Annotated in this window: 23 protein-coding genes and 1 pseudogene; 11 read left to right on the plus strand and 13 right to left on the minus strand. The window is 69.8% G+C overall.

Going from position 1 to position 23,686, the window contains the following annotated elements; genetic code table 11:
* Positions 1 to 278: 278 nt before the first annotated feature.
* The 7 genes and pseudogenes from QH276_RS30060 to QH276_RS30090 form a co-directional block, all read right to left on the minus strand.
* A complete protein-coding gene (locus QH276_RS30060) occupies positions 279 to 812 on the minus strand; it encodes a TM2 domain-containing protein (protein WP_280399258.1) in 534 nt (177 codons plus the stop codon).
* A 306-nt stretch (positions 813 to 1,118) separates the two neighbouring features.
* Positions 1,119 to 2,336, minus strand: a complete 1,218-nt coding sequence (gene lgt / locus QH276_RS30065; RefSeq protein ID WP_280399161.1) for a prolipoprotein diacylglyceryl transferase — start codon at positions 2,334 to 2,336, stop codon at positions 1,119 to 1,121.
* Positions 2,337 to 2,578: 242 nt separating this feature from the next.
* Complete coding sequence (gene trpA / locus QH276_RS30070) at positions 2,579 to 3,379, minus strand: tryptophan synthase subunit alpha (RefSeq protein ID WP_280399118.1); 801 nt, start codon at positions 3,377 to 3,379, stop codon at positions 2,579 to 2,581.
* Positions 3,376 to 4,665, minus strand: a complete 1,290-nt coding sequence (trpB, locus tag QH276_RS30075; protein WP_280399119.1) for a tryptophan synthase subunit beta — start codon at positions 4,663 to 4,665, stop codon at positions 3,376 to 3,378. The genes trpA and trpB overlap by 4 nt, the downstream gene beginning before the upstream one ends.
* Positions 4,665 to 5,483: an indole-3-glycerol phosphate synthase TrpC gene (gene trpC / locus QH276_RS30080; RefSeq protein WP_280399120.1), complete on the minus strand. Its 819-nt coding sequence runs from the start codon at positions 5,481 to 5,483 to the stop codon at positions 4,665 to 4,667. Before trpC ends, trpB begins: the two co-directional genes overlap by 1 nt.
* Positions 5,484 to 5,796: 313 nt before the next feature.
* Positions 5,797 to 6,453: pseudogene (locus QH276_RS35630) on the minus strand (TIGR02234 family membrane protein); the annotation flags it as partial.
* A 221-nt stretch (positions 6,454 to 6,674) separates the two neighbouring features.
* Positions 6,675 to 8,255 carry an anthranilate synthase component I gene (locus tag QH276_RS30090; protein ID WP_280399122.1) on the minus strand — a complete coding sequence of 527 codons (1,581 nt, stop codon included), beginning with the start codon at positions 8,253 to 8,255 and terminating at the stop codon, positions 6,675 to 6,677.
* A 78-nt stretch (positions 8,256 to 8,333) separates the two neighbouring features.
* Between QH276_RS30090 and QH276_RS30095 the strand changes: the two genes are divergently transcribed.
* A complete protein-coding gene (locus tag QH276_RS30095; protein WP_280399162.1) occupies positions 8,334 to 8,798 on the plus strand; it encodes a peroxiredoxin in 465 nt (154 codons plus the stop codon).
* 141 nt (positions 8,799 to 8,939) lie between these two features.
* Complete coding sequence (locus QH276_RS30100; protein ID WP_280399123.1) at positions 8,940 to 9,407, plus strand: MarR family winged helix-turn-helix transcriptional regulator; 468 nt, start codon at positions 8,940 to 8,942, stop codon at positions 9,405 to 9,407.
* Positions 9,408 to 9,525: 118 nt separating this feature from the next.
* On the opposite strand, the gene hisI is transcribed toward QH276_RS30100, so the two are convergent.
* From hisI to priA, 4 genes are read right to left on the minus strand one after another with little or no spacing between them, the layout of a single operon-like run.
* Entirely contained in the window at positions 9,526 to 9,876 is a 351-nt protein-coding gene (hisI, locus tag QH276_RS30105) for a phosphoribosyl-AMP cyclohydrolase (RefSeq protein ID WP_280399124.1), read from the minus strand.
* The gene (hisF, locus tag QH276_RS30110) at positions 9,876 to 10,649 is read right to left on the minus strand and encodes an imidazole glycerol phosphate synthase subunit HisF (RefSeq protein ID WP_280399125.1); all 774 of its coding nucleotides are present in this window, start codon (positions 10,647 to 10,649) and stop codon (positions 9,876 to 9,878) included. The genes hisI and hisF overlap by 1 nt, the downstream gene beginning before the upstream one ends.
* Positions 10,646 to 11,503, minus strand: a complete 858-nt coding sequence (locus QH276_RS30115) for an inositol monophosphatase family protein (protein WP_280399126.1) — start codon at positions 11,501 to 11,503, stop codon at positions 10,646 to 10,648. The genes hisF and QH276_RS30115 overlap by 4 nt, the downstream gene beginning before the upstream one ends.
* A gap of 52 nt (positions 11,504 to 11,555) precedes the next feature.
* Complete coding sequence (gene priA / locus QH276_RS30120) at positions 11,556 to 12,287, minus strand: bifunctional 1-(5-phosphoribosyl)-5-((5-phosphoribosylamino)methylideneamino)imidazole-4-carboxamide isomerase/phosphoribosylanthranilate isomerase PriA (protein WP_280399127.1); 732 nt, start codon at positions 12,285 to 12,287, stop codon at positions 11,556 to 11,558.
* Positions 12,288 to 12,556: 269 nt separating this feature from the next.
* On the opposite strand from priA, the gene QH276_RS30125 reads away from it, so the two are divergent.
* The 7 genes from QH276_RS30125 (at position 12,557) to hisH (ending at position 19,112) form a co-directional block, all read left to right on the plus strand.
* On the plus strand, positions 12,557 to 14,131 hold the full coding sequence (locus tag QH276_RS30125) for a serine/threonine-protein kinase (RefSeq protein WP_280399128.1): 1,575 nt from the start codon (positions 12,557 to 12,559) through the stop codon (positions 14,129 to 14,131).
* Positions 14,132 to 14,177: 46 nt separating this feature from the next.
* Positions 14,178 to 14,780: a maleylpyruvate isomerase family mycothiol-dependent enzyme gene (locus QH276_RS30130; protein WP_280399129.1), complete on the plus strand. Its 603-nt coding sequence runs from the start codon at positions 14,178 to 14,180 to the stop codon at positions 14,778 to 14,780.
* A 37-nt stretch (positions 14,781 to 14,817) separates the two neighbouring features.
* On the plus strand, positions 14,818 to 15,249 hold the full coding sequence (locus QH276_RS30135; RefSeq protein ID WP_280399130.1) for a hypothetical protein: 432 nt from the start codon (positions 14,818 to 14,820) through the stop codon (positions 15,247 to 15,249).
* An 85-nt stretch (positions 15,250 to 15,334) separates the two neighbouring features.
* Complete coding sequence (gene hisD / locus QH276_RS30140; RefSeq protein ID WP_280399131.1) at positions 15,335 to 16,672, plus strand: histidinol dehydrogenase; 1,338 nt, start codon at positions 15,335 to 15,337, stop codon at positions 16,670 to 16,672.
* The gene (locus tag QH276_RS30145; RefSeq protein ID WP_280399132.1) at positions 16,669 to 17,802 is read left to right on the plus strand and encodes a histidinol-phosphate transaminase; all 1,134 of its coding nucleotides are present in this window, start codon (positions 16,669 to 16,671) and stop codon (positions 17,800 to 17,802) included. Before hisD ends, QH276_RS30145 begins: the two co-directional genes overlap by 4 nt.
* 19 nt (positions 17,803 to 17,821) lie before the next feature.
* Positions 17,822 to 18,454, plus strand: coding sequence for an imidazoleglycerol-phosphate dehydratase HisB (gene hisB, locus QH276_RS30150; protein ID WP_280399133.1), 633 nt, complete (start codon positions 17,822 to 17,824; stop codon positions 18,452 to 18,454).
* Between the two features lie 37 nt (positions 18,455 to 18,491).
* Entirely contained in the window at positions 18,492 to 19,112 is a 621-nt protein-coding gene (gene hisH, locus QH276_RS30155) for an imidazole glycerol phosphate synthase subunit HisH (RefSeq protein ID WP_432278633.1), read from the plus strand.
* 172 nt (positions 19,113 to 19,284) lie between these two features.
* On the opposite strand, the gene QH276_RS30160 is transcribed toward hisH, so the two are convergent.
* Positions 19,285 to 20,259 carry an alpha/beta hydrolase family protein gene (locus QH276_RS30160; protein WP_280399135.1) on the minus strand — a complete coding sequence of 325 codons (975 nt, stop codon included), beginning with the start codon at positions 20,257 to 20,259 and terminating at the stop codon, positions 19,285 to 19,287.
* A gap of 157 nt (positions 20,260 to 20,416) precedes the next feature.
* On the opposite strand from QH276_RS30160, the gene QH276_RS30165 reads away from it, so the two are divergent.
* Positions 20,417 to 21,595: a winged helix DNA-binding domain-containing protein gene (locus tag QH276_RS30165; protein ID WP_280399136.1), complete on the plus strand. Its 1,179-nt coding sequence runs from the start codon at positions 20,417 to 20,419 to the stop codon at positions 21,593 to 21,595.
* 221 nt (positions 21,596 to 21,816) lie between these two features.
* Here the strand turns inward: QH276_RS30165 and QH276_RS30170 are convergent, their stop codons facing one another.
* A complete protein-coding gene (locus tag QH276_RS30170; protein ID WP_280399137.1) occupies positions 21,817 to 22,308 on the minus strand; it encodes a MarR family winged helix-turn-helix transcriptional regulator in 492 nt (163 codons plus the stop codon).
* Positions 22,309 to 22,517: 209 nt separating this feature from the next.
* On the opposite strand from QH276_RS30170, the gene QH276_RS30175 reads away from it, so the two are divergent.
* Positions 22,518 to 23,585 (plus strand): hypothetical protein, encoded by a 1,068-nt coding sequence (locus tag QH276_RS30175; protein ID WP_280399138.1) that lies wholly within the window; start codon positions 22,518 to 22,520, stop codon positions 23,583 to 23,585.
* The last annotated feature ends 101 nt before the right edge of the window (positions 23,586 to 23,686 follow it).

Below are 23,686 nucleotides of genomic sequence, written 5' to 3' on the forward strand. Positions count from 1 at the left end.
GCGGGGCCGGGCCGCGGGACCACAAAACCACCCCCCCCCCCCCCACTCCCCCACCAAACTCCCCGCGGGGGGCCCCCCCCCGCCCGCCCCCCCCCCCGGCCCCCACCGCCGAACTTCGGGTGAACGGCGGCCCAACGCCGCCCACCCCAGGATGAACCACCGGTTTGACGGACCTGTTACCCGCGGCGAAATTCCTGGAGTCGACACGAACGAACCGCCGGAAACGACGAAAGCGGGCCCACCGCAGCGGACCCGCATATCGTTCCCGGCAGAGCGGCTCAGTCCCGCAGGGGACGGCCGTAGGAGTCGGTCACCTTGCCGGTGAGCATCATGATGCCGTCGATGAGACCCCAGATCGGTCCCACGATTCCGCAGGTGAAAATGGTGGCCGCGATCTGGCCGATGGCGATACCCGTGTCACCGATGTAGAACCGGCCGACACCGAACCCGCCGAGGAAGATCTGCAGCAGCCCCGCCACCAACTTCTGCTTGTCCGACAGCGGCACACCGTACATATCGCGGCCGTACGGCGCCTCGGGGTCCATCGGGTTGTACCCCATGGGCGCGCCGTAGCCGGGGCCCGGCTGCCCGTAGCCCGGTGCGGCGCCGTACTGCGGGTCCGGTTGCCCGGGATAGGGCTGCTGGCCAGGATACGGCTGCGCCCCGTACGGCTCCGACGGGTACGGCTGCGACGGGTACGGCTGGGCCTGCGGCTGCGACGGATAACCCGGCGCCCCGGGTGATTTGCTCAGATCCGGGCCGGTACCCGGCGGGCCGTACTGAGGTCCGCCCTGCTGGTACGGATCGGTCACATTCTCCTCCTTCGTGGTGCCCCCGGTATTGGAGGACAACCGATTTCTCGCCTCCCCTCCCCCGAGATGCTGCCAGACGGCCACGGTAGCCGCTTCGCAACGCCCTGTCCTGTGCATGGCGCCGCCTACGGCGACGCAGGGGTTCGGGCCCTTGGTCGCGTTCTTTCACTCCGACGCTCTGTGTTCGATTGCGCCGCCTCCGGCGTCGCCGGTTCGGGGCCCCCGGAGTCTCGTTCTTCACTCCGCCGCTCCAGAACGAGACGGGCCCCGAACCACGGAGGTGGACGGTATAGGAGACCTGGCTGCTCAGGCCTTCTCCGTTGCGCCGGCTGCGGAGTCCGCCTGCTCATGGGATGCAGGATCGGTGTGTGCGGTGCCGGATTCGTCCCGGGTGGATTCTTTCGCGCCGGGCTTCGAGTCCGTGGTGTTTTCCTCGCTCGCGGATTTCGGCGACTCCTCGTCTGCGACGTCTTTCGCGAGGGCGTCCTTCGTCATATCGGCCTCGGCGGCGTCACCGGCGGTTTCGGCGTCGGTGTCCGGAGCCGGCTTCGTGGACTCGTCTCCGGCGGGTTCGGCAGGTTCGCCGGTGGTGGAACCCGGTTCCGCGGCGCCCGCTGCCCGCAGGGCTCCCCACTGCCACGGCCACGGACGCGGCCCTGCGCCCGGTTGCAGCTGATCCGCGGTTTCCCGGCCCTTCGTCGCGAACAGGAAGTAGGCGATCGCGGCCAGGAACACCAGCGCGGAGGTGAACGAGTTGATCCGGATACCGGCGATCTGGGTGGCCTCGTCGTCGCGCATCAGTTCCACGAAGAACCGCCCGAAGCAGTAACCGGCCACGTACAGCGCGAACAGGCGCCCGTGCCCGATGCGGAACCGCCGGTCGATGTACACCAGCGCCACGACCACCGCGACGTTCCACACCAGCTCGTACAGGAAGGTGGGATGGACGACGGATTGCACCTCGCCCGAGGAGACGCCGTTCATCATGTCGAGCCGGCCGGACTCGTCGAAGCGCAGGTAGATCTCCAGACCCCACGGCACCTCGGTTTCGCGGCCGTAGAGCTCCTGGTTGAAGTAGTTACCGAGCCGGCCGATGGCCTGGGCCAGCAGAATCGGCGGCGCGATGGCATCACCGAGGGCGGGTAGCGGGATCTTGTAGATCCGGCAGGCGATCCAGGCGCCGATACCGCCGAGGAACACCGCACCCCAGATACCGAGACCGCCCTGATAGATCTTGAGCGCGTCCATCGGGTTGCCGTCCGCGCCGAAATACTTCTGCCAGTCGGTGGCCACATGGTAGAGCCGCCCGCCGATGAGCCCGAACGGCACGGCGAATACCGCGACGTCCAGCACGGCCCCGGCTTCACCGCCGCGGGCACGCCAGCGTTTCTCGCCCCACCAGATGGCGACGACGATGCCGAGGATGATGCACACCGCGTACGCGCGCAGCGGGAACGGCCCGAGCTCCCAGACGCCCTGCGGCGGGCTGGGTAGGTAGGCCAGCAGTTCGGTGGCGGGCGGAATGGCGCCGCCTGGGGTTCCGGCGGTCGAGGCGGTCTCCGGTACGGCAAGAACGGTCACGGGGCAACCGTAGTCCAGGAGGCTCCGTTCGCAAGTACGGCCATCGGCCGAGTTGGCGCGCAGGGCCCGCCGGGCGGGTCGGCAAGTCCGCGTACCGGGTATTCCGAGTCCTCAGGGCAGCGGGCCGCAGGGCAGATCAGGTCAGAATTCGACCGCCGCCACCCGCGCATATCAGCAGGCCGGGATCAGGATGCCACCGCGGCGGCCCGGACTCCCCCGGCCAGTTCCGCGGTGAGGGCACGCACCGCGTCGAGGCTTTCGGCGGCGGCGGTGACCAGGGCCGAACCCACGATCACGCCGTCGGCGTAGGCCGCGATCTCGGCGGCCTGCGCGCCGGAGCGCACCCCGAGGCCGACACCGATCGGGATATCGCTGTGCGCGCGGATCCGGGCGCACAGCGCGGGTGCCATGGTCGAGACCGCGTCCCGGGCGCCGGTGACGCCCATGGTGGAGGCGGCGTAGACGAATCCGGAGGTGGCGTCGAGGGTCGCGGACAGCCGTTCCTCGGTGGACGACGGCGCCACCAGGAAAATGCGGTCCAGATGGTGCGCGTCGGAGGCGGCGAACCAATCGCCGGCTTCCTCCGGGATCAAGTTCGGGGTGATGATGCCCGCGCCGCCCGCCGCGGCGAGGTCGCGGGAGAACCGGTCGACCCCGTATTTGAGCACCGGGTTCCAGTAGCTCATCACGACCGCCTGCGCGCCCGCCTCGGTAACGGCTTCGACCACGGAGAACACATCACGAACCCGGACACCACCGCGCAGTGCCTGATCGGCGGCGGCCTGGATGGTGGGCCCGTCCATCACCGGATCGGAGTAGGCGACCCCGACTTCGACGATATCGCAACCGGATTCGACCATCGCCCGCACGACCCGGCGGGAACCCTCCAGGTCCGGATACCCGGCCGGCAGGTAGCCGATGAGCGCCGCACGATCGTCTGCCCGGCAGGCCGCGAAGGTGGCGCCGAGACGGGATTCGGAACTCACTGACCGTTCTCCTTGCCGGTGTCCGGATCGTCGAAGAGCCCGAACCAGCGGGCGGCGGTATCCATATCCTTGTCGCCGCGCCCGGACAGGTTCACCAGGATGATCGCGCCCTCGCCGAGTTCACGGCCCAATTCCAGGGCGCCCGCTACGGCGTGTGCGGATTCGATGGCCGGGATGATGCCCTCGGCGCGGCTGAGCAGCAGCAGGGCGTCCATGGCGGCGGTATCGGTGACCGGCAGGTATTCGGCCCGGCCGATATCTTTGAGGAACGCGTGCTCCGGGCCCACGCCGGGATAGTCCAGTCCGGCCGAGATGGAATGCGATTCGATGGTCTGGCCGTCTTCGTCCTGCAGCAGGTACGAGTAGGCGCCCTGGAAGGCCCCCGGCGAACCACCGGCGAAGGTCGCCGCGTGCCGGCCGGTTTCCACCCCGTCACCGGCGGCTTCGTAGCCGACCAGCCGGACGGCGGGATCGTCGATGAAGGCATGGAAGATGCCGATCGCGTTGGATCCGCCGCCCACGCAGGCGGCGACGGCATCGGGAAGCCGGCCGGTCAGGCTCTGCACCTGGGCGCGGGCCTCCAGCCCGACGACCCGCTGGAAATCACGCACCATCATCGGGAAGGGATGCGGACCGGCGGCGGTGCCGAAGCAGTAGTAGGTGTCGTCGGCGTTGGTGACCCAGTCGCGCAGGGCCTCGTTGATCGCGTCCTTGAGGGTCTGCGAGCCGAGGGTCACCGAGACGACCTCGGCGCCGAGCAGCCGCATCCGGGCCACGTTCAGCGCCTGCCGGGCGGTATCGACCGCACCCATGTACACGATGCACCGCAGGCCGAGCAGGGCGCAGGCGGTGGCCGTGGCGACCCCGTGCTGCCCGGCGCCGGTTTCGGCGATGATCCGGGTCTTGCCCATCCGCTTGGCCAGCAGCGCCTGCCCGAGCACATTGTTGATCTTGTGCGAACCGGTGTGGTTCAGGTCCTCACGTTTGAGCAGGATGCGCGCACCGCCCGCGTGTTCGGCCAGGCGCGTGCATTCGAACACCGGCGACGGGCGGCCGGTGTAATCACGCTGCAGCCGATCCAGTTCACCGAGGAAACCGGGATCCAGCCGGGCCTTGTCGTATTCGGCGGTGACCTCCTCGATCACTGCCATCAGCGCCTCGGGCACATGCCGGCCGCCGTAGACGCCGAAGTGGCCACCCTCGTCGGGCTCGTGCTCGCTACGCTGCGCGACGCCTTTGCTGGCCGCGGGCAACGGGGTGTCGGTGGACGATCCGTGCGCCGCCATCAGCGCCCCCGCCGGGCCGGTTTGGGGCAGGAGGGATGCGTGCCGGCGGTGACCAGTTCGGAGACCGCGGCACGGGGATCACCACTGGTGACCAGGCCCTCGCCGACGAGGACCGCATCCGCACCGGCCCCCGCGTAGGCGAGCAGATCGGCGGTACCGCGCACTCCGGATTCGGCGATCCGCACCACTTCGGTGGGTAGCCCCGGCGCGATCCGGGAGAAGCAGTCCCGATCGACTTCGAGAGTTTTGAGGTTGCGGGCATTGACGCCGATCACGCTGGCACCGGCGGTGAGCGCGCGGTCGGCCTCTTCCTCGGTGTGTACCTCGACCAGCGCGGTCATCCCGAGGGATTCGGTGCGATCGATCAGCGAGGCCAGGGTGTCCTGTTCCAGGGCGGCGACGATCAGCAGGATCACATCCGCACCGTGGGCGCGCGCCTCGTGGATCTGATACGGGCCCACGACGAAATCCTTGCGCAGCACCGGAATGTTGACGGTGGCGCGGACCGCGTCCAGATCCTCGAGCGACCCGTGGAAACGCCGGCCCTCGGTGAGGACGCTGATGATCCGCGCGCCCCCGTCCTCGTAGGCCTTGGCGAGGCTGGCCGGGTCGGTGATCTCGGCGAGCGCCCCCTTGGAGGGACTGGCCCGCTTCACCTCGGCGATCACGCCGATTCCGTCTTCGAGAAGTGCGGCCTTCGCATCGAGCGGCGGGGGCGCGGCGGCGGCCGCTGCCTTCACCGCGGGGAAGTCCAGCACCGCTTCCCGAGCGGCTACATCCGAGCGGACCCCGTCGAGAATCGAGTCGAGTACCGTCATCTGGCTCGAATCCTTTCTGGGGAGACACGCGAGTTACTGCCTGCAGGATTCCCCCAGGCGCTGTCTCACCGATGCTGAACAAGAGTAAATGGCAGGCCGCGGCGCGCTGAAGCCGGGGGCGGGTCACCCGGTTTCGATCGGAGTGCTATGGGGTACCGGGCGGATCCGCGGGGCCGGACCCGCGCCGGTCGCGCTCGGGATCCGCGGCGCTGTCCCGGCCTGCCGGATCGCCGTGCGGTTGCTCCGGCACGACGGAGCCCGGTACCGCCGTCTCGGTTCCCGCGGCGCGGGGACGCGCCGTGGCGCCGGGGAGATCCGGCGACTCGGCCGGGCCGGTGGGATCGGTGGGGTCGGCACCGGCGTCCAGCGCGTCCCACAGCACGCGTTCGGGTAGCACATCACCCGACTCGCGTTCCTGGACGGCGCGAGTGGCCGCGGCCTTGCGGGTGGCGGGGTTGTCGTACTTGCCCGACAACTGCTTGGCACCCGACGGCATGCGGGCGAGGAGGAGCCCGGCGCCGAAGGCGGCCAGCGCGCCGCACAGGGTGAGCACGGCCGGGGCGCCGGCGGTCACCAACTCCTGGACCTCGGCCCGGCCGGGGAGTTCGGCGAGATCCGCGGCCCGCTGCTCGGTGGCACCGGACCCGGTGAGCAGCGCCAGCGCCGGCACCGCGGTCACCGCGGCGATCAACGCGACCACCACCCCGACCAACCGGCGCACCCAGCCCTTGGTGGCGAGGACGGCGGCGATCGCCGCCAGCAGGACCAGCGCCAAGGGCGTCAGCGCACCGAACCAGACCCCGCCGTTCAGTTCGTCGGTCCGCGGCTCGGTCAACCCGTCCGCGGAGGTCACCGTGACCCAGGTGAGCCGGGAGGACCCCCACAGTGCCGCCGCCCCGAATGCCAGCAACGCGATCGCGGCGACCGGATAGCGACCGCCCCGGGCAGGCGCCGGTGCGACCTCGGCCAAGTCCTGCTCATCACCCCAGTCGAGGGGGCCGGGACGCACAGCGCCGGGTCCGGCTGCGCCGACCACGCCTGGGCCGGCGCTGGGGCTCACCTCGATGGGAGCCGACTCCCCGGTGCGCGCGGCCGCGCCGGATCCGGTGTCTTGTGGCGCGGTGGAGCGCCCGGACCCGTCCTCGGGGTCTGGGATGCCGGCGGTGTTGCGGGGGGCGGCGTCGCCTGCGGTCATACGCCCCCTCCGGAGGAGGCGGCGACCGATTCGCGGTCCTCGTCCCCGGCCGGTTCGTCGCCGAAGGCGCGCACGGTTTCGGCGGCGGCGACGGCGCGCAGCACGGCCATGGCCTTGTTGCGGGATTCGGTGTCCTCGTATTCGGCCTCGGAATCGGCCACCACGCCCGCGCCCGCCTGAACGTAGGCGGTGCCGTCCTTGAGCAGGGCCGTGCGGATGGCGATGGCGGTATCCGCGTCACCGGCGAAATCGAGGTAACCGACCACGCCGCCGTACACACCGCGGCGGGTCGGTTCGAGTTCCTCGATCAGCTGCATGGCCCGGACCTTGGGAGCGCCGGAGAGGGTGCCGGCCGGGAAGCAGGCGCGCACCGCGTCCAGGGCGATCTTGCCGGGGGCCAGCCGGCCGGTGACCGTGGAGACCAGATGCATCACATGGCTGTAGCGCTCGACGTGGCGGTACTCGGTGACCCGCACCGTTCCCGGCACGCAGACCCGGCCCAGATCGTTGCGGCCCAGATCGACGAGCATGAGGTGTTCGGCGTTCTCCTTCTCGTCGGCCAGCAGGCCCTTCTCGAGCAGCAGATCGTCTTCCTCGGTGGCGCCGCGCCAGCGGGTACCCGCGATCGGATGCGTCGTCGCGACCCCGTCCTGCACGGCCACCAGCGCTTCCGGGCTGGACCCGACGATGGAGAACGCGGTCTCCCCAGCGCTGTCGGGGATGTGCAGGAGAAACATGTACGGGCTCGGGTTGGCCGCGCGCAGCATCCGGTAGAGGTCGATGGGCCTGCCGCCGTAATCCATTTCGAAACGCTGCGACAACACCACCTGGAAGGCTTCACCGGCCTCGATCTCGGCGACCAGGCGGCGTACCCCGGCGCCGAATTCGTCCGGTGTGCGGGCTCGGCGATAGTCGGGTTCGGGCTGGTCGAACACCGAGACCGTGGAGACCGCGGGGGCGGCCAGCGCGGCGGTCATCCGGTCGAGCCGGGCCAGCGCGTCGTCGTAGGCGGCGTCCACATTGTCGGCGGTGCCGTTCCAGTTCACGGCGTTGGCGATCAGGGTGATCGCGCCTTCGTGGTGATCGAACGCGGCCAGATCGGTGGCCAGCAGCAGCACCATCTCCGGCAGGTGCAGATCGTCGGCGGCGTGTTCGGGGAGCCGTTCCATCCGGCGCACCGCGTCGTAGCCGAGGTAGCCGACCATACCGCCGGTGAGCGGGGGCAGGCCGGGCAGCCGTTCGGTGCGCAGCAACTCCAGGGTCTCGCGCAGCGCGTCGAGAGGGTCACCGCCCGAGGGGGCGCCGGCCGGGGTGGCGCCCAGCCAGGTGGCCGCACCGTCGACGGCGGTGAGCGCCGCCGGGCTGCCCGCGCCGATGAACGACCAGCGCGACCAGGACCGGCCGTTCTCCGCGGATTCGAACAGGAAGGTCCCCGCCCGGTCACCGCCGAGTTTGCGGTAGGCCGACAGCGGTGTCTCCGAATCGGCCAGCACCTTCCGGGTCACCGGGACGACCCGGTGTTCGGCGGCGAGTTCGCGGAATCGTTCGCGGGTGGTTGTCGCGGGAGCGCCGTGCATTCGAACCATCTTTCCAGCCGGGCGCCGGGCGCGCTCGACGCACCCCACGAGCAGGTGCCCGCCGGTACTGTCCTGGGTATGCAGATCGGCCAGCTCGCCCCGGCATTCGAACTACCGGACCAGACCGGCACCCTCCGTTCCCTCGATTCCCTGGTGGCCGGCGGGCCACTCGTACTCTTCTTCTACCCCGCCGCCAACACGCCGGTGTGCACCGCCGAGGCGTGCCACTTCCGCGATCTGACCGCCGAGTTCGCCGCACTCGGCGCCGGCTGCGCGGGGATCAGCGCCGATGCCGTGGACGTCCAGGCCGGGTTCGCGGGCGCGCAGCGGCTGGAATACCCGCTGCTGTCGGATTCCGACGGCGCCGTGGCCGAGAGCTACGGGGTCAAACGGGGACTGCTGGGCAAACTCATGCCCGTCAAACGACACACCTTCGTCATCGATACCGACCGCACGGTACTCACCGTGATCAGCAGCGAACTGCGCGCGAATGTGCACGCCGATCGGGCGCTGGAGTTCCTGCGCGGCAGAACCACCGCATAACGGCGGGAGTGCGACCCCGGCTGTGAATGGCCTCACCTTGACTTCCGAGTTGACACACTCTCGAGCGAAGTCGTGGCAAACTTCTCCTACAGCCGGGTGACCCTGCCGCTATCGTCACCGGGCCGGAGAGAAGGCGGACTAGTGACGGAGTGGCTGAACCCGGTCGAAGGACGGGCCTGGCGCGCGGTGGTCGCACTGCTCAACCGCTTGCCGGGGGCACTGGACACCGACCTGCAGCGGGAATCCGGCGTGACCCATTTCGAGTACTGGGTACTCACCCTCCTTTCGGAGGCACCGGATCGCCGGCTGCAGATGAGCGAACTCGCGCAACGGGCAAATTCATCGCTATCCAGGCTTTCGCATGTCGTGTCCAAACTCGAGCGGATGGGCTGGGCGAGGCGTACCGCCACCACCGGCCGCCGCGGGGTGCTGGCCCTGCTCACCGAGGAGGGGCACCAGAAGGTCGTCGAGACAGCTCCCGGATACATGGACGTGGTCCGCCGGCTGGTGTTCGACGGGCTGGATGCCGAGCAGACCGCGGCCCTGGCCGAGCTCGGCGAGACGCTCACCACGCATCTGAGCACCGTGCTCGGCCGCGCACCCCAGTAGCTCCGGGCGTTTTGCGCGGCACTCCCGCCCGGCGGCGGACGGCGACCACTCCCACGGCGAGCAGCACCAGCCCGAGGGCGGCGGCCACCCGGTCGATTCCCGTTGCGCGCGTGCGGCCTCAGGCCGGTTCGGACGGGAGCAGCACGTCGGCGTCGAAACAGGTGTGGGTGCCGGTGTGGCAGGCCGCGCCCTCCTGATCGACCACGAGCAGCACGGTATCGCCGTCGCAGTCCAGCCGGACCTCGTGGACGTACTGGGTGTGCCCGGAGGTCTCCCCCTTGACCCAGTACTGCTGCCGCGAGCGCGAATAGTAGGTGGCGCGGCGGGTTGCCAGGGTGCGGGCCAGCGCTTCGTCGTCCATCCACGCCATCATGAGCACATCGCCGGTCGCGCGTTCCTGGGCGACGGCGGCCACCAGGCCGTCATCGGTGCGTTTGAGCCGCGCCGCGATCGCCGGGTCCAGGCTCATCAGCGCACCACCAGATCGTTCGCCCGCAGGGCGTCCTTGACCTGCGCAATGGTGAGGTCGCCGAAGTGGAAGACACTCGCGGCCAGTACCGCGTCCGCCCCGGCCTCGACCGCGGGCGCGAAATGCTCGACGGCGCCGGCGCCGCCCGAGGCGATCACCGGGATCGGGACGGCGGCCCGCACGGCGCGGATCATCGGCAGGTCGAAGCCGGTTTTGGTGCCGTCGGCGTCCATCGAATTCAACAGGATCTCGCCCACACCCAGTTCGGCTCCACGGACGGCCCATTCCACCGCGTCTATCCCGGTGCCGCGACGGCCGCCGTGCGTGGTGACCTCCCAGCCGGACGGCGTATCCGGTTCGCCGGCGGGCACGGTACGGGCGTCGACCGAGAGCACGATGCACTGCGACCCGAATCGCTGCGACATCTCGTGCAGCACCTCGGGCCGCGCGATGGCGGCGGTGTTCACCGAGACCTTGTCCGCGCCCGCGCGCAGCAGCCGGTCCACATCCTCGACGGTGCGGACGCCGCCGCCGACGGTGAGCGGGATGAAGATCTGCTCGGCGGTCCGGGTGACCACGTCGAACATGGTGGCGCGGTCGCCGCTGGAGGCGGTGACATCGAGGAAGGTGAGTTCGTCGGCGCCCTGGGCGTCGTAGGCGGCGGCCAGCTGGACCGGGTCACCGGCATCCCGCAGGTTCTGGAAATTGACGCCTTTGACCACCCGGCCCGCATCGACGTCCAGGCAGGGGATGACGCGTGTCGCCAGAGTCATTGCTGCTCCCTGATAGCCGTATCGCGATCATCGCCCACCGGGGCGGCCGCGGCGCCGCGGGTCGCGGCGATCATGTCCAGTAGTTCGGCGTGGATCCCCGGGGCGGCGGCCAGTACCGAACCGGATTCGATGGTCCACTCGGCACCCTCGAGGTCGGTGACGATGCCGCCCGCGCAGCGCACCATGAGTGCGCCCGCCGCGTTGTCCCACGGATGGTGGCCGAACACGATGGCACCGCCCAGGGTGCCGTCGGCGGTGAAGGCCAGATCGATACCGGTGGAACCGTGCATGCGCACGCGCGAGGACAACCGGCTCAGCGCACCGAGCACCCGGTGCCGGAACAACCCCGGCACACGGCCGGTGGATTCGATATTGAAGGCGCCGAACCCGATCATCGCCTCGTCGAGCACGCCTGCGGTCAACGGGGGCTGCGCCACCCCGTCCACCAGCAGCGGCCCCCCGGCGAGCGCGGCGTAGCGGCGGTCCAGCGGCGGGAACCAGGCCATCCCGAGCACCGGTTCCCCGTCGCGGACCAGCGCGAGCAGGGTGCCGGTGAGCGGGTGGGCGTTCGAATAGTTGAAGGTGCCGTCGATGGGGTCCAGCACCCAGGCGGTGCCGCTGGTGAGGGCCGGGCCGCCGAACTCCTCACCGTGCACCTCGATACCCGTCCGGACCTGCAACTGCTCGGAGATCGTGCGCTCGAGTTCCAGATCGAGTTCGGTGGCGAAATCGCGCGACCCCTTCGCGACCGCGCTCGGTGCGCCGAGCCCTTCGAGGAAGCGGTCCCCGACACCGTCGAGCACCTCGGCCGCCGTGGTCAGCAGTCCGGCCAATTCGGTCTCTGCCCTGGTCATCGCCTCGGCTCCCGGATTCTCGCGATCGGTGTATGGCCCTGCCCGCGCACGATCAACGGACGGCGGCCAGCGCCTCGGGCAGGGTGAACCGGCCCGCGTACAGGGCTTTGCCGACGATCGCGCCTTCCACGCCCTCGGGCACGAGTTCGGCGATCGCGGTGAGATCGGCCAGCGCCGAGACCCCGCCGGAGGCGATCACCGGCGCCTCGGTGGCCATACATACCTCGCGCAGGAGGTCGAGGTTCGGCCCGGTGAGGGTGCCGTCCTTGGTGACATCGGTGACGACGTAGCGGGAGCAGCCGTCGCGCTCCAGCCGTTCCAGCACCTCCCACAGATCCCCGCCGTCGCTCACCCAGCCGCGGCCGCGCAGCCGGTAGTCGCCGTCGACGATCTGCACATCCAGGCCGACCGCGACCCGTTCGCCGTACTCGGCGATGGCGCGGGCGCACCACTGCGGATCCTCCAGCGCGGCGGTACCCAGGTTGACCCGGGCGCAGCCGGTGGCCATCGCGGCCTTCAGCGATTCGTCGTCGCGGATCCCGCCGGACAGTTCGACGGCGACATCCAGTTCGCCGACCACCCGGGCGAGCAGTTCGCGATTGGACCCGCGGCCGAATGCCGCGTCGAGGTCCACGAGATGCACCCATTCGGCTCCGGCGTCCTGCCAGGCGAGGGCGGCGTCGCGGGGCGAACCGTAACTGGTTTCACTGCCCGCCGCGCCCTGTACCAGGCGGACGGCCTCTCCATTGGCGACATCGACAGCGGGCAGCAGCACAAGACTCACTCGCAACAGCGTAATAGCCCGGGGTTCGCCCGCGGCGCGCGCCCGGTCGCGAGTCGGAGCCGCCCGCGGCGTGCGCCGGGGGCCGGGGCGGCGTTAAGTGATATCACCCACTGGGCCGGTCGCAGCGCCCGCTACACTCGTCGGCGAACGCGTGAAGGTCACGGACGCGTTACGCGTGAACGGTCACCGACGCGTGATGTGAAAGGGCACCGACGCGGAATGTCACGATTTCGAGAAAGTTCGGAGTAGGCGCCATCGATACCGGTCAGATGATCGCGGATCACTACCGCCTGGTCGAGCAGATCGGTAGCGGCGGCACAGGCGTGGTCTGGCGTGCCGTCGACGAGCGTCTGCAACGGTCGGTGGCGATCAAGCAGATCCATATCAAGCCGAGTCTGCCGCCCGCCGAGCGCGATGTGCTGCGCCAGCGCGCGAGCCGGGAGGCCCGAAACGCGGCCCGTTTCCAGCATCCGAACGCCATCGTGGTCTTCGATATCACCGAGCACGGCGGCGATCCGTGCCTGGTGATGGAGTACATGAAATCGCGCAGCCTGGCGCAGGTGCTGTCGTCGCAGGGGCCGCTGCCGCTCCCTCAGGTCGCCCGGATCGGCGAACAGGTGGCCGCGGCGCTCATCGCGGCACACCAGGCCGGCATCGTGCATCGCGATGTGAAACCGGGCAATGTGCTGCTCGACGATCACGGCACCGTCAAGATCACCGATTTCGGTATCTCCCGGGCCACCGGTGATGTGACCCTCACCGAGACCGGGTTGATCTGCGGAACCGCCGCCTACCTGGCTCCCGAGGTCGCGCGGGGTGCCGATCCGACTCCGGCCGCCGATGTGTTCGCGCTGGGCGCGACGCTGTTCCACGCGCTCGAGGGCGAACCGCCGTTCGGGTCCGGTAACCCGCTCAAGGTGCTCTACGCGGCGGCCAACGGCCAGGTGAGCGAACCGCAGAACGCCGGCCCGGCCACCGATTTCCTGCTCGATCTGCTGGAGGCGGATCCGCGGCTGCGGCCCACCATGCAGGAGGCCCGCGAGCAGCTGTCGCGCTTCGCCGGTTTCCCGGGCGCGAGCGCGGAGCATGTCGGGTTCGTCCCGGCGCGCGAAGCCTTCGACCGCAACGGCCACGATCGCAACGGCCATTCCGGCGGCGCCGCGGTGAGCACGATGGAAAGCCCCGCACCCGGCCGCACCCGGGGCTCGGCGCCCGCCCCGGCCCCGCGCCGGCGGCCTGAACCCCGCGACGACGACGGCTATGACACCCGCCCGCCGCGCCGGGCCGCGAATCATCCCCCCACCAGCACTCAGCCCGTCGCCGGGGGGCCGGGCTCCGGTGGCGGCGGTGTCCGGCGGGCAGTGCTCATCGGCGGTATCGCGGGTGCGGCGGTGGTCGGCGGCGTGCTGTGGTTCAGTTCGTCGGATTCCGGCGACAACAGCGCCGCTCAGGCCGATACCTCGGTGAGTTCCACGGCGCCGCGGGCCACCGGCACCACGGCGGCCACCAGCCCGGCGCTGGGTACGACGCCGAGCAGCGGCCAGGTCGAATGGGTGCAGGCAGGCCAGCTGCTGGAGCAGTTCTATATGGATCCCGCGGGGTCGTGGTCGCTGCTGACGCCGGCCGCCCAGCAGGTCTACGGCAGCCAGGCGGAGTTCCAGGAATACTGGTCGACGCGCACTGTGGAGAGCTTCAACCGGATCGAAGCCTTCAAGGGCAACAATCCGGACGGGTCGGTCGATATGCGCGTGAACAATCTCAGTTACGGTGGGCAAACCGGCAATCCCACAGTGCGGGTAGTGCTTTCGGGCGGCCGGCTGCTCATCGACAGCGATACCCGCTGATCCGTCACCGATCCCGTCCCGGCGGGGCCGGGTTAGGCTGGGCGACATGGATATTCGTGGGATGCTCGCCGCCGAGCGAGCGGAGCTGACCGCGCTCCTGCGAGACCTGTCCGACGCGGAGTGGGATGCCCCCACCCTGTGCACCGGCTGGCGGGTGCGTGACCTGATCGGACATCTACGCTACGACGCGATCACCCTCTCGGAGTACTTCGGGATCGCGGTACGCCACCGCTTCGCCATCGACGGCGTCAACAACGCCATGGCCGCGGAGGGCACGCGCCGGACGCCGGTGGAACTACTCGCCGAATTCGAATCCGCGCCGCGGACCGTCTCCCGGCTGTGGCCGCGCCTCGGCCTGGCCGACCTGCTGGTCCATCAGCAGGACATCCGCCGCCCGCTCGGCCGGCCCCGCGAAATCCCCGCCGACCGGCTGCGCGCCGTACTCGACCGGCCCGACCCGTTCGCCCGCCCCTGGCGGCTCACCAAGGGGTTACAGTTCGTCGCGACAGATTTCGACTGGGTCAAGGGTTCCGGGCCGGTGGTCCGGGGCCGCGGCGAGGCGCTAGCGTTGGCCATGGTGGGCCGCCCGGTGGTCCTCGACGAACTCGAGGGCGAAGGAGTCGCCGAACTACGTCGCCGCTGCAGCTGAACATCCGAAGTCCGCTTCATCGATGGGAGACGCGCAGATGACCGATTCGCCACTCGCCGCGATGGCGGCGATGATCGGTGAATGGAAGACCACCACCGATAAGTACCCCGATGCCGTCGGGCGGACGACAATCGAGTGGCTGGCCGGCGAAGCCTTCCTGCTGGTGCGGTACATGGTGCCGGAGGCAGGCATCGAACGAACCTGGGTCATGGGGGTCGACGACGCCTATCCCGAACGGCTGAAGGTCCTGCAGTACGACAGCAACGGGGAGCGCCGGATCTTCAACGGGGCCGTCACCGGGCCGCTGTGGCGGGTCTGGCGCGACGCTCCGGGCGATTCCCAGCGGCTCACCGGCGCCCTGGATGAGGCCGGTAACACACTCCGCGCCACCTGGGAACGCTCGGAGTCCGAATTGGACCCCCGCACCTGGGAGCACGAGATGGATTTCGTCTACACCCGGATCTCCTGACCCGGACCACACGGATAACCGGTGGTACCGGCCCGTTAGGCTGGACGATGTCAACTCGGACAGCCGGACAAGGACCGATACCACCATGACTTCCCGTATCGAGCTCGCGCGCGTCGATCTGCGCGGCCGCACCCCCACCACCGCGCAGTTGCGCACCGCGCTGCCGCGCGGCGGGGTCGATGTGGACTCGGTACTGCATCAGGTGCGGCCGGTGGTCGAGGCGGTCCGCGATCGCGGGGCGGTCGCGGCCCTGGAATACGGCGCGAAGTTCGACGGCGTCACCCCCGCCACCGTGCGGGTCCCGGCAGCGGAACTGACTGCCGCCCTCGCGGGACTGGATCCGGCGGTGCGGGCGGCGCTCGAGGTCGCCATCGCACGCACCCGCGCGGTGCATGCCGATCAGCGGCGTACCGATACCACCACCGAGGTGGTGCCCGGCGGGACCGTCACCGAACGCTGGGTCCCCGTCGAGCGGGTCGGCCTGTACGTGCCCGGCGGTAACGCCGTCTACCCGTCCAGCGTCGTGATGAACGTCGTGCCCGCCCAGGCCGCCGGGGTGGAGTCGCTGGTGGTGGCCTCACCACCACAGGAACAGTTCGGCGGGCTGCCGCATCCCACCATCCTGGCCGCGGCGCAACTGCTCGGGGTCGAGGAGGTGTGGGCCGTCGGCGGAGCGCAGGCGGTCGCGCTGCTGTCCTACGGGGGGACCGATACCGACGGCGCCGCCCTGGCACCGGTCGATCTGATCACCGGCCCCGGCAATATCTATGTCACCGCCGCCAAACGCCTGTGCCGCGGCCTGGTCGGTATCGATGCCGAGGCCGGTCCCACCGAGATCGCGATCCTGGCCGATGCCACCGCCGATCCGGTACATGTGGCCGCCGATCTGATCAGCCAGGCCGAACACGATGTGCTGGCGGCGAGTGTGCTGGTCACCGATAGTCCCGCCCTGGCCGACGCGGTCGACACCGCGCTGACCACCCAAATGGCCGTGGTGAAACACGCCGAACGGGTGACCGCTGCGCTCACCGGCAGCCAGTCCGGCACGGTGCTGGTCGACGATATCGACCAGGGCCTGCGCGTGGTCAACGCCTACGCCGCCGAACACCTGGAGATCCAGACCGCGAACGCGAACGCGGTCGCCGCCCGGGTCCGCAGCGCGGGCGCGATCTTCGTCGGCCCCTACGCCCCGGTGAGTCTCGGCGACTACTGCGCCGGATCCAATCACGTACTGCCCACCGCCGGCTGCGCCCGGCATTCGTCCGGGCTGAGCGTGCAGACCTTCCTGCGCGGTATCCACGTCGTCGAATACACCGAGGCGGCCTTGAAAGATGTGGCCGGACATGTCGTCGCCTTGGCCGACGCCGAGGATCTGCCGGCACACGGGCAGGCCGTGCGGGCACGTTTCGAGGCGCTGTCGTGAGCGCTTCCGTCCCCACCGTGCCCGGCGCCGGTATCGGGCTCGACGCCCTGCCGCTGCGTGCGAACCTGCGCGGTAAATCCCCGTACGGCGCACCGCAACTCACCGTTCCGGTGCAGCTCAACACCAATGAGAACCCGCATCCGCCGACACGGGCACTGATCGAGGACGTGGCCGGGGCCGTCCGCGCCGCGGCCGCGGATCTGCACCGCTACCCCGACCGCGACGCCGTCGCGTTGCGCACCGACCTCGCCGCCTACCTCACCCGCCAGACCGGTGTCCCGGTCGACGCGGCGAACGTCTGGGCGGCCAACGGCTCCAACGAGATCCTGCAGCAGCTGCTGCAGGCGTTCGGCGGGCCGGGCCGGCGGGCGCTCGGTTTCGTGCCGTCGTATTCGATGCATCCGATCATCTCCGAGGGCATCGACACCGAATGGGTGGAGGCGAAACGGTCGGCGGATTTCTCGCTCGATATCGACGCCGCACTGGCCGCCATCGCCGAACGCCGGCCCGATGTGGTGTTCGTGACCAGCCCGAACAATCCCACCGGGCACAGTATCCCGGCCGCCGACCTGGCCCGGATCCTCGAGGCCGCACCCGGGATCGTCATCGTGGACGAGGCCTACGGGGAATTCTCCGCGCAGCCCAGCGCCCTCGGGCTCATCGACCGCTATCCGGCGAAACTCGTGGTGAGCCGGACCATGAGCAAGGCATTCGCCTTCGCCGGCGGCCGCCTCGGCTATCTCGTCGCCGCCCCCGCGGTGATCGACGCGCTGCTGCTGGTGCGGTTGCCGTACCACCTGTCGGTGGTCACCCAGGCCGCGGCCCGCGCCGCGCTGCGCCATGCCGACGAGACCTTGGCGAGCGTCGCCGAACTGGCCGCGCAGCGTGACCGGGTGGCCGAAGCACTTGCCGGACTGGGTTTCACGGTGGTGCCGAGCGACGCGAACTTCCTGCTGTTCGGGACATTCCGTGACGCCGCCCGCGCTTGGCAGCACTACCTCGACGAGGGGGTGCTGATCCGCGATGTCGGTATCGGCGGCCACCTGCGCGTCACCATCGGCCTGGCCGCCGAGAACGACGAATTCCTGCGGGTCAGCGCGAAACTGGCCGCCACCGAACTCACCAGCTGAACCGACCACGGAAGTGAGCATGAACCGAACCGCGCGAGTGGAGCGCACCACCAAGGAATCCAGCATTGTGGTGGAGCTGAACCTGGACGGCACCGGGCAGACCGATATCGCCACCGGGGTCCCGTTCTACGACCATATGCTCACCGCGCTCGGCACCCACGCCAGTTTCGACCTCACCGTGCGCGCCGACGGCGATATCGAGATCGAAGCGCACCATACGGTCGAGGACACCGCCATCGTGTTCGGGCAGGCACTCGGCCAGGCGCTCGGCGACAAGAAGGGCATCCGCCGGTTCGGTGACGCCTACATCCCGATGGACGAAACCCTGGCGCACGCCGCCGTCGACGTCTCCGGCCGCCCCTACTGCGTGCACACCGGAGAACCCGAGCACCTGCTGCACGCCGTGATCCCCGGCGCGCCGGTACGCGGTCGCAACGAACCGGGCGCCCCGTACTCGACGGTGCTCAACCGGCACGTCTTCGAATCCATCGCGCTCAACGCACGGATCGCGCTGCACGTCCGGGTGCTGTACGGCCGCGATCAGCATCATGTCACCGAAGCCGAATACAAGGCGGTCGCCCGGGCACTGCGCGCGGCCGTCGAACCCGACCCCCGGGTCCAGGGCGTGCCGTCGACCAAGGGCGCGCTGTGATGCGGTCCGTACATGTGAAGGAGACACCGTGACCTCGGTGGTTCTGCTGGACTACGGGTCCGGCAATCTGCATTCCGCCGAACGCGCGCTGGTCCGCGCGGGTGCGCGGGTCGAGGTGACCGCCGACCCGCAGGCAGCCCTCGCCGCGGACGGTCTCGTAGTGCCCGGCGTCGGTGCCTTCGCGGCTTGTATGGCAGGTCTGCGGGAGGTGCGCGGCGAGCGCATCATCGGTCAGCGGCTGGCCGGCGGGCGCCCGGTGCTGGGGATCTGCGTGGGGATGCAGATCCTGTTCGATCGCGGTGTGGAATTCGGTGTGGAAACCGAGGGGTGCGGGGAATGGCCCGGCACCGTCGACAAACTCGAGGCGCCCGTGCTGCCGCATATGGGCTGGAATACCGTCGAAGCACCCGCGGACAGTGTGCTGTTCGCGGGAATGGACGCCGGCACCCGCTTCTATTTCGTGCACACCTACGCGGCGCGATCCTGGGAACTCCCGCCCAGCGACCACCTCGCCGCCCCGAAACTCACCTGGGCCGAACACGGCAGCCGCTTCCTCGCCGCGGTCGAGAACGGGGCGCTTTCGGCCACCCAGTTCCACCCCGAGAAGTCGGGCGACGCGGGCGCCCAGTTGCTGTCCAACTGGGTGAAATCCCTCTGACACGGCCCAGCCGACGCGCTCGGCGGCTCGGCGCCGGACCGCGCCGCCCGGCCGGCATGTCGGCCCGGGGCCTCGGCGCGCAGCCGCGACAGTAGGCGATTGCGTCCGGTATCGGCCACTACGGTGCCAGGAAGGCCGACCTTGAACAGCTGACCCGGCGACCGGTACCCGTTCAGGCCGCGCATTTGGCACCGGGCGGGGCCGGCGGCGCCGCGACGACCCCGGCGGCGACATCGACCAGGAAGTCGCGGTTTCCGTCGAGTGGTTCGGTGCCCACGAGCAGACGTTCCACCACACAGCCCGCTTCGAACAGCGCCGGGCCGACGTTGTGGCGGCCCGGTTCCACGACACCGTCCAGGGTTCGTCCGCTGACGATGGAGTACATCGTGCTCGGCTTACCGGCCAGCATGAGGGCGGCCCGCATCTGCATACTGGCCGCATAGGGCACGACCTCGTCGGCCGTGCCGTGGATGAGGAAGGCGTGCCGGATGTTCATCCGGCCGGCCTGTAGCGCCGGGGAACGTTCGGCGTAGGCGAGCGGGCAGACGGCCGGGAGACAACCACCCGCGTCGCGCTGGATCTGGGCCTGCAGCGCGGGATAGTCGGCGGCGGGGCCCTGGAAGTGGGTGAACAGATCCGAGGGGCCGAAGGTGTCGACCCAGTAGTCGAACAAACCGGCGGGACCGTAGGCCGCGGCCAGGCCCGACGTCATGGCGCCCTGGCTCCAACCCCACAGCACGGTGCGTGCGACCCGCGGATGCTCCCACTTGTACCACTGGGTGGCGGCCACCAGATCCCGCCAGCCGGCCCACAGATTCCAGTCGCCGGTCGGCCACTGCGGGCTGCCGCGCAGGTCCATGGACAGGATCGGAGTCGCGGTGCGGGCGGCGATCGAGATCAGATAGTCGGAGTACTGGGCCGCCGAACCCTTGTGCCCGTGCGCGGCCACGACCAAGGCGTTGCCGACGGCGCAGCCCCGCGGTTCGTACACCAGGCCGGTGGCTTGTTCACCGTCGACCGGTATCGCGACAGGTCGCGTCTGCACGGAGCAGGCGCCGGTGGCGGCCGCGGGCGCGGCGGCCAGCAGGGTTGCCGTCAATGCCGGGAGCAGCATCCCGGCCAGATAGCTCAGTACGCGTCTGCTCATAATTCGATAGTTCCACGCCCGGGGCCGGGAAAGCGGGAACCCGGCTGGGCCCGTCGGCAATTCGCGCGCGGCGCCGACCGCGCCGGCGGATCGGCTGCCCATCCGCGGGCGAGCGCGGTGCCTCGGGGTGTCGGAGGGCATCGCTACCATCCGCCTCGTGTATGCCTTCTCCACAGCGCAGCGACGGGCCAGGATCGGGGTCCGGCATCGGCTGGCCGCCGAGTATCGCGGCGATGATGCCGCCGAGATCACCCGTTCCCTGGTGGTTCTGCACGCCACCGACCCCGCGACCGTGCATCTGTCGGTGGCCGCACGAGGCACTGCGCTGGGCCCCGCGGATGTCGAGCGGGCACTGTACGAGGATCGGTCGCTGCTGCGCATGCTGGCGATGCGGCGCACGATGTTCGTCGCCCCGGTCGAGCTGGCCCCGGTCCTGCACGCCTCGTGCGCTATCGACCTTGCCCGCAAACAACTCCGAACCTACGCGAAGTTGCTGGAGCAGGCCGGTATCGGCGGCGACGATCCGGAAGCCTGGCTGGCCGCCGTCGCCGACGAAACCCATCGCGCACTGCTGGCCCGGGGCAGCGCCACCGGCGCGCAATTGAGCAAGGACGTCCCCGCGCTGCGCACCCAGCTCAATACGAATCCGGAGAAGTCGTACTCCCGGCCGATCTCGATCACCACGTGGGTGCTGGTTCTGCTGGGCACCGAGGGCCGCATCGTCCGGGCCCGGCCCGGCGGCAGCTGGTCCAGTAGTAGTTATTCCTGGGTACCTGCCGAATCCTGGCTTCCCGCGACGATTACCGGCATGGACGCCGGACAAGCCCGCACCGAACTGGTGCGCCGCTGGCTGCACACCTTCGGTCCGGCGCCGATCGGCGATATCAAATGGTGGACGGGCTGGACGCTGGGCCAGGTCCGCACGACCCTGGCCCGGCTCGACACGGTGGAGGTCGATCTCGACGGCACCACCGGGCTGCTACTCGCCGATGATCTCGACCCGGTCCCGCCACCGCGCCCCTGGGCGGCTCTGCTGCCCGCATTGGATCCCACCCCGATGGGCTGGCAGTCCCGCGACTGGTACCTGGGCGGGCACAAGGAGCAACTGTTCGATCGCAACGGCAATATCGGGCCGAGTATCTGGTTCGACGGCCGGATCGTCGGCGGTTGGGCGCAACGTAAGGACGGCGAGATCGTGACCCGGCTGCTGGAGGATATCGGCGCCGACGCCCGCGCCCTGGTCACGGCCGAGGCCGAGCGCGCCACCGGATGGTACGGCGAGCTACGCCCGATTCCCCGCTTCCGCACCCCCTTGGAACGGGAACTCACAGCCTGACCGCGCCGAGACAGGTTGTCACCACGCATATCCGAATGTTCGACGAGCAGGGTCGACCGCCCCCCTGCGGGAGCCGACATTGCGAGCAGGACACCGTTCACCGACCGAATTCCTCTGCGGGCATTCGGAATCCGAGGCGCCGATATACCCCGATCCCTTTATTGATCACGAAGCCGATCCGGTGTTCCTGGCGGCATACGACGGCGAATTGCTCGGTTACCTCACCGGTTGCGGGACACGGAGGCCGGGCTGTTTCCGGCCGGCCGGGTCGCATGATCGTCGAGTATCCGGCCGAGCAGGGAGATCAGGGTGCGGCGTTCCGCGGCCGTCAGCGCCGCGAGCAGATCCTGCTGCGCGAGGTCCAGCCTGTGGTCCAGCTCGCCCAGGTGTTGTCTGCCGGGATCGGCCAAGCTCACGATATTGCGTCGCCGATCCCCCGGATCGGTGACGCGCTCCACAAACCCTCGGCCCACCAGGTCGTTGAGGACGGCGACGATATCGCTGCGATCAATTCCGGTGCGACGCCCCAGTTCTGCCTGGCTGGTGGCACCGCCCTCTTTCAGGGTCGTCAGCACCGCATAGTGGTGGCGGCGCGAACCCGTTCCGGCCAGCGCTTGTTCGGTCGCCCGGCCGGCCAGTAACGCGGTGTGGTCGATCAGTCGCGTCGGTAGACTACGCAGCCTGCCCGCGGCCCCCTGGTGCGCGGCTTCCATACCGGGAAATCTATCAACACCCCGTGGGCAGTACCCACAAACTTCCGCTCTCGCGCAGCTGCATCGCGGATACTCACACCGGCCGATGCGGGTCCGAGTTCGGATCCGGAGAATTCGGCCGGCGTCGACTCTCGCCGGGATCTGACCGCCTTCTCGGGACGGCCATATGCGAGACTGACGACGTGCAGCCGAAGCGTAGGGTTCACTTCGTGGGCAGCTTGCCCGCACAGTTGGACAGTCCAGCGAAGGCGATGGCGTTCGCCGTCGAGACGGCCGGTGAGTTCCTGGACGGCATGGTTCCCGGTGGCGAAGCGGATCCCTATCGCGCCCAGTGGTACATCAGACCCATCATCGATCGGCTCGACAGCATCCCCGTACTGGAGCCGGTGCGTCGCGGTGATTGGTCGACGCTGCGTTCCCGCAACACCTTTCGGCTTCGGGCCGGCCGATCATTGGGCGAAGCCGATATCGACGCCGCGCTCGGCTATGCGGCAGAGGCCGAGCGTGCCCTCGAGGCATTGGCCGATATGCGCCGAACCGATCCCGGACTGCGCTTACAGGTAGGTATACCGACGCCGTTTGTCATCGGTTTCATCGCTTTCGAGGCACGGATGCTCGTATGGCGTCGCCGCTCCACCGGCCGCGGTGACCGGAACTTCCCCTACTACCGCCCGATCGTCGACGCGACCGTCCGGGAAATCGTCCGAATCCACGAAACGTTGGGGGACAACGTCGTATTCCAACTCGAACTCGCCGCGGAGACCCTCCTCTGCGCGCGGATGCCCGCGATCGTGCGGCAGGCCGTGGCCACCGGGGCAGGCCGGGCGATCGCGCGTCTCGTAGCACGGGCACCCCAGGGAGCCCGTTTCGGAGTGCACCTCTGCTACGGGAGTCTCGACGACAAGCCGGCCGTGGTGCCGGGATCGACGGCCGCGGTCGTGGCGCTGGCCAACGCGATAGCGCGATACTGGCCCGCGGGGAGACCTCTCGAATTCGTTCACCTGCCCATCGGCGACGGCAGGCAGGCACCGGTCCGGCCGCGCTACTACGAACCCCTGGCACACCTGGAATTGCCTGCCACTACGCGTGTTGTCGCCGGGCTCGCGCATCCGGAGCAACCGCTCGCGCAGGCCCGGCAGAGTCTGGCGGCGGCGGAGTCGGCCTACGGCGGCCTGGTGGACGTCGCGGCCCCGTGTGGTCTGGGCCGGTACAAGACCGTCGACCGGGCGCGCTCCGCAGTAGCACACGCAGTCGCCCTGGCCGAGACCGATCTGTGAAACGTCCGGTGGTCACGGTCGCCGCCGTCCGTCGTCGCCGGTCCGAGCCTTCCCGGAGCAATTCGGCCGTCCGGAACGCCGACTCGTTCGGGTCACGTATC

Source organism: Nocardia carnea (genome assembly GCF_029869215.1).
Lineage (GTDB): Bacteria > Actinomycetota > Actinomycetes > Mycobacteriales > Mycobacteriaceae > Nocardia > Nocardia carnea_B.

What these genes read in the sequence shown, in the direction of transcription:
- trpC (WP_280399120.1), bottom strand. Translation starts at nt 5,483, where the DNA reads ATGACGGTACTCGACTCGATTCTCGACGGGGTCCGCTCGGATGTAGCC.
- hisB (WP_280399133.1), top strand. Translation starts at nt 17,822, where the DNA reads ATGAACCGAACCGCGCGAGTGGAGCGCACCACCAAGGAATCCAGCATT.
- hisI (WP_280399124.1), bottom strand. Translation starts at nt 9,876, where the DNA reads ATGAGCCTGGACCCGGCGATCGCGGCGCGGCTCAAACGCACCGATGAC.
- QH276_RS30090 (WP_280399122.1), bottom strand. Translation starts at nt 8,255, where the DNA reads ATGCACGGCGCTCCCGCGACAACCACCCGCGAACGATTCCGCGAACTC.
- hisD (WP_280399131.1), top strand. Translation starts at nt 15,335, where the DNA reads ATGACTTCCCGTATCGAGCTCGCGCGCGTCGATCTGCGCGGCCGCACC.
- QH276_RS30115 (WP_280399126.1), bottom strand. Translation starts at nt 11,503, where the DNA reads ATGACCAGGGCAGAGACCGAATTGGCCGGACTGCTGACCACGGCGGCC.
- QH276_RS30130 (WP_280399129.1), top strand. Translation starts at nt 14,178, where the DNA reads ATGGATATTCGTGGGATGCTCGCCGCCGAGCGAGCGGAGCTGACCGCG.
- QH276_RS30170 (WP_280399137.1), bottom strand. Translation starts at nt 22,308, where the DNA reads ATGGAAGCCGCGCACCAGGGGGCCGCGGGCAGGCTGCGTAGTCTACCG.
- QH276_RS30135 (WP_280399130.1), top strand. Translation starts at nt 14,818, where the DNA reads ATGACCGATTCGCCACTCGCCGCGATGGCGGCGATGATCGGTGAATGG.
- trpB (WP_280399119.1), bottom strand. Translation starts at nt 4,665, where the DNA reads ATGGCGGCGCACGGATCGTCCACCGACACCCCGTTGCCCGCGGCCAGC.
- QH276_RS30125 (WP_280399128.1), top strand. Translation starts at nt 12,557, where the DNA reads ATGATCGCGGATCACTACCGCCTGGTCGAGCAGATCGGTAGCGGCGGC.
- QH276_RS30095 (WP_280399162.1), top strand. Translation starts at nt 8,334, where the DNA reads ATGCAGATCGGCCAGCTCGCCCCGGCATTCGAACTACCGGACCAGACC.
- hisF (WP_280399125.1), bottom strand. Translation starts at nt 10,649, where the DNA reads ATGACTCTGGCGACACGCGTCATCCCCTGCCTGGACGTCGATGCGGGC.
- QH276_RS30160 (WP_280399135.1), bottom strand. Translation starts at nt 20,259, where the DNA reads ATGAGCAGACGCGTACTGAGCTATCTGGCCGGGATGCTGCTCCCGGCA.